Genomic DNA, 4172 nt, shown 5'->3' with positions numbered 1-4172 from the left:
GGCTGTCTTCGGCTTCTAATTCATACGCTCGGACATGAGTAAACGTCGAAAGGAGATGCTCGTTTAGCATGTCTCGTGAAAGGCATATACCTAAAGCATCTTTTTCCATTTTTACTATCCTCCTGACAATGTAAGGGTGAGCTAACTACCATGATTTAATAATTATAATTTAGTCTAGAATGGTAATAACTTTTACGCCTTAGATGATTATATAGGGTAACAATCGGATTGGGTAAAAAATAAGCAAATCTTAGTGTGATCAACCGCAAGTTTTGAAGTGCAAATTTGCAAAAAATAGCTAATAGATTTATCAGTATTTTTCGTCCTTTTTATTTATTTTATTCCTTTAAATCATTATGTTAAAAATGATGATTTTCAATGAATGTTCTTTCATGAAATGGATTTATATGGTGCGTTTTGCAGACTAACATGAACGCGAGTTTTGTGCTTAGTGTGGAAAGTACTTTTTGCCCTGTCTTTGAAATATCAGCGATAGCTAACAAAATAGAGAGTCAATATTGTGTGGTTGATTATATTTACGAAAAGTTGGGTGTATACTAAAGAGATGAAACTATATCGTCGACTTGCCTTAAAGATGTGAGCACTATGAGTAATTCAAGCAGTACTATTTTATTAGAAAGCGGCACTAACGAACTAGAAATTATTGAGTTCCACTTGGAGAAACTGTTGCCTAGTGGTGAAACAAAAACTTGTTACTACGGTATTAATGTGGCCAAAGTTCGAGAAGTGATCCGGGTGCCAGAAACCACAGATTACCCGAATGCTCAGCCTCACATGCTCGGTGTTTTTTCTTCACGCGATATTTTAACCCCTTTGGTGGATCTCGCCGGGTGGCTGGGGGTGCCAACTCGAAAAGGTGTCGATAATAAGTATGTGATTGTGACTGATTTTAACCGCATGACAAATGGTTTTCTGATTGACAGTATTAGCCGCATTCACCGCATATCCTGGAATGATGTTGAGTCACCAAGTCAGTTTCTTGAATCTGGTGAACAAGACTGTGTGGTAGCGGTAGTAAGAAAAGAAAATAAATTGATCATGATTCTGGATTTTGAAAAGATCATTGCTGACATTAATCCAGAACTAAGTATGGAAAAATATGACGTTAAAGTCGATCGTTCTGTTGATCTTAATCAGAAAATGGTGACCAAGCGTAATGCAAAAACGGTGATGGTCGTCGATGATTCAGCTTTTATTCGGAGTTTAATCCAAGATACCTTAAGCTCTGCTGGTTATAACGTTATTGCTTGTAAAGATGGTGGGGAAGCTTATGAAAAGTTGATGGATATTCAACGTATTGCTAACGAAGAAAAGCTGCCGGTCAGTGAGTTAATTAACGCTTTGGTGACCGATGTAGAAATGCCTCGAATGGATGGAATGCATTTGGTCAAGCGGTTACGTGAAAATGATGCCTATAATAATACTCCTATCATTATGTTTTCGTCATTAATGAGCGATGATAACCGAGCAAAAGCATTATCATTAGGCGCGAATGATACCATTACTAAACCTGAAATTGGTCGGTTAGTCAGTATGATGGATGATTGCATTTTTTAACCATCTTGGTTTCAAATAGGTACTATGACGAACATATTTATTATCCTTGCATTATTGGTTATTTTCTTCGTTTTTATTCAGAAGTACGTTATTCGTCAAGAAAGTGACAAAGATTACTCTTATAAGAAGCAGGGGGCATTACTGAATGCTTCTGAAAGTACTTTTTATCATGCATTAAGAGCAGCAGTGGGTGACCATGGTATTGTGTTAGCTAAAGTAAATATGGCAAATGTCGTTACCCCTGGGAAGAAGTTAAAGAAAAAAAGCCAGTTTGCTGCCTATCAGCGAATCGCTAAAAATTATTTTAACTTTATTGTGTGTGACGCTCGTAGCTTAGAGCCAAGAGTTATTATTGAATTAGACGATGGTAAACCATTAGTTAAGGGTAAATTAGAAAGACAAAAACTTTTATTGCATGTTTGCCAATCAGCTAATATTCCATTGATTGGGGCCACCATCAAATACAGCTATCAAGTGGGGAAATTGCGCCGACTACTTGCTGCGCATATTGATTTGATTGAACCTGATAAAGAAATCCGCTTTTGTAAACGCTGCGGTAGCCCTATGGTTATAAAGGTTGCCAGCCAAGGAGAATTTAAAGGGCGAAGATTTTTTACTTGTAGTCGTCAACCTCACTGCACTTATACTGAAAATTACAATGTAGTTTATGAGTTAGAAGAGGTGGAAAATCATCAGAAAGATCTTGAAAATTAAAGAGTCTCAATCTGGGATGAATCGTAAGAAACCTTGGAGGTTTGGCAAATTCTAACTTGATTTCGACCATTTTGTTTCGCTCGGTATAGTTCTAAGTCTGCTAGTTTTATTAATTCATTTAAGTTATCACCTTCTCGGTATTCACAGATGCCAACACTGAGTGTGAGCTGAATCCGTTTGTTATGATGAGAGAATAAGTGGTTCGCCATAATATTACGTAATCGTTCACCTACATGTTCAGCTTGACTCAGTGAATGGTCAAATAACGTGATACAAAATTCTTCGCCTCCGATTCTGTAGACATTACTGTCACCGACAATATTAGCGAGTAAGTGACTGGTATCCATCAAGACTTTATCTCCAGCATCATGACCAAATTCATCATTGATTTGTTTGAAATAATCTAAATCAAGAATTAAAAGACATAGTGAAGATTGGTTGTCTTTATGATGTTTAAAATTTTGAAAGGCCGCATTGAGTGATAAACGATTGTGAGCTCCTGTAAGAGAGTCTCTTGATGCTAAATAAGTTAACGTATTTTCAATTTTATTTCGGTTAAACTCATAGCTGTGGGCAATAATCCAGATGCCACAATAGCAAACGATGAGATTGATCAAGGTTACTTCGCTGTTGTAACCGGTTGGATGCAATGATTGGTGGAAAATATTGAGTATTTGGATTGTGAGAACGAGTCCGGTGATGAGTTGTGCTTGCTTTAAGCCTAACAAAACATACAAAAGGACTGGGCAAAGTAGGCTCCATAAAAACAGACCATTGCCCATTGGCTGGCTGTAGGTAGCAATGCTAATAATAGTGACTAAAAAATAGGCATACCACCGAATGTGTCGACTAGAGTGTTGGTTCCGTTTTGTCAACTGATGGATATAGGCTGAATGGCAAGCAAACAATAATTCTAAGCCAGCTAAAAAGTAGAATTGTTGATAGGTAATATTGAACATGGCAAAAAATAGAGCCATAGCCGTCATAAACAGGCTTAACCGAGTTAGAACTGATGTTCTTAACGCATGCGAATTGCCAAATAACTTTGCATCCATGTTTTAAAGACTCAATTGCATATTACCTAATTCATATGCGCTATAGTACTTATTTGGTTTCAGCAATCAATAATATTTTTGAATCTAAATCACAAAAAAAGAAGTCGTTTTGGTTAGCTATTTTATTCGTGCTTGTGGATGTTTATCTTCCATTATCACTACAGTGCCATGTTTATGGCTTAATTCCGCAAGTGTGGCGAGTAAAAAAACAGCAAATTGGTGATGTAAAAGCCAATCAGTTCAAAAACATAGAAAATAGACTTGCACTAGCTAACATCAATCGCTAATATCCTCCTCGTTCTCAAGTGATGCGTCCGTAGCTCAGCTGGTTAGAGTATCGCCTTGACATGGCGGGGGTCGGTGGTTCGAGTCCACTCGGACGCACCAAAGAGAATGTTATTTTTGCGTCTGTAGCTCAGCTGGTTAGAGTATCGCCTTGACATGGCGGGGGTCGGTGGTTCGAGTCCACTCAGACGCACCAGTTTATGTAACAAAGCCCGCTATTTATTGGCGGGCTTTGTCGTTTTTGGCGAATCGGGAGCGGTTGGATCTATTATAACTAATAGAGACGTATGAACACTATTGTGTCAACCCACAAGGCTCGATTCTCAAACTTGTGGGTTGATTCCGGTCGTTTAATTACGCTTTGGCGACGTTCACTCTAAACAGCACGGCATAAAAGAGCGGGATCACGACTAAGGTCAGAATGGTGGCAAACAGCAAACCAAACATAATGGTGACCGCCATACTCTTAAAGAATGGGTCTACCAAAAGTGGAGCCACACCTAAAATCGTGGTGAATGCGCCTAGCAGAACTGGGCGTGC

General features: G+C 38.5%; 5 protein-coding genes and 2 tRNA genes. 5 read left to right on the top strand and 2 right to left on the bottom strand.

The window, feature by feature from the left end:
* The first annotated feature begins 606 nt into the window (after positions 1 to 606).
* On the top strand, positions 607 to 1578 hold the full coding sequence (locus B7C60_RS16080; protein WP_172953255.1) for a chemotaxis protein: 972 nt from the start codon (positions 607 to 609) through the stop codon (positions 1576 to 1578).
* 24 nt (positions 1579 to 1602) lie between these two features.
* Positions 1603 to 2292 (top strand): DUF2726 domain-containing protein, encoded by a 690-nt coding sequence (locus B7C60_RS16075; RefSeq protein ID WP_099612512.1) that lies wholly within the window; start codon positions 1603 to 1605, stop codon positions 2290 to 2292.
* Here the strand turns inward: B7C60_RS16075 and B7C60_RS16070 are convergent.
* Positions 2289 to 3347, bottom strand: a complete 1059-nt coding sequence (locus tag B7C60_RS16070) for a GGDEF domain-containing protein (protein WP_099612511.1) — start codon at positions 3345 to 3347, stop codon at positions 2289 to 2291. The genes B7C60_RS16075 and B7C60_RS16070 overlap by 4 nt on opposite strands.
* Positions 3348 to 3382: 35 nt before the next feature.
* Here B7C60_RS16070 and B7C60_RS16065 point away from each other — a divergent pair, with 35 nt between their 5' ends.
* From B7C60_RS16065 to B7C60_RS16055, 3 genes are all read left to right on the top strand, one after another.
* Positions 3383 to 3634, top strand: a complete 252-nt coding sequence (locus B7C60_RS16065) for a hypothetical protein (protein WP_099612510.1) — start codon at positions 3383 to 3385, stop codon at positions 3632 to 3634.
* A 23-nt stretch (positions 3635 to 3657) separates the two neighbouring features.
* A tRNA-Val gene (locus B7C60_RS16060) sits at positions 3658 to 3734 on the top strand.
* Between the two features lie 17 nt (positions 3735 to 3751).
* Positions 3752 to 3828, top strand: a tRNA-Val gene (locus B7C60_RS16055).
* A 158-nt stretch (positions 3829 to 3986) separates the two neighbouring features.
* Here the strand turns inward: B7C60_RS16055 and B7C60_RS19785 are convergent.
* On the bottom strand, positions 3987 to 4172 hold a 186-nt coding region (locus tag B7C60_RS19785; RefSeq protein WP_245869597.1), incomplete at its 5' end, for a hypothetical protein.

Origin of the sequence: Vibrio fujianensis (genome assembly GCF_002749895.1) — a bacterium.
In the GTDB taxonomy this organism is placed as follows: domain Bacteria; phylum Pseudomonadota; class Gammaproteobacteria; order Enterobacterales; family Vibrionaceae; genus Vibrio; species Vibrio fujianensis.
Note: the sequence above shows the minus strand (reverse complement) of the source record. Positions and strands in the feature narration are given on the sequence as shown.

What these genes read in the sequence shown, in the direction of transcription:
- B7C60_RS16075 (WP_099612512.1), top strand. Translation starts at nt 1,603, where the DNA reads ATGACGAACATATTTATTATCCTTGCATTATTGGTTATTTTCTTCGTT.
- B7C60_RS16080 (WP_172953255.1), top strand. Translation starts at nt 607, where the DNA reads ATGAGTAATTCAAGCAGTACTATTTTATTAGAAAGCGGCACTAACGAA.
- B7C60_RS16065 (WP_099612510.1), top strand. Translation starts at nt 3,383, where the DNA reads ATGCGCTATAGTACTTATTTGGTTTCAGCAATCAATAATATTTTTGAA.
- B7C60_RS16070 (WP_099612511.1), bottom strand. Translation starts at nt 3,347, where the DNA reads ATGGATGCAAAGTTATTTGGCAATTCGCATGCGTTAAGAACATCAGTT.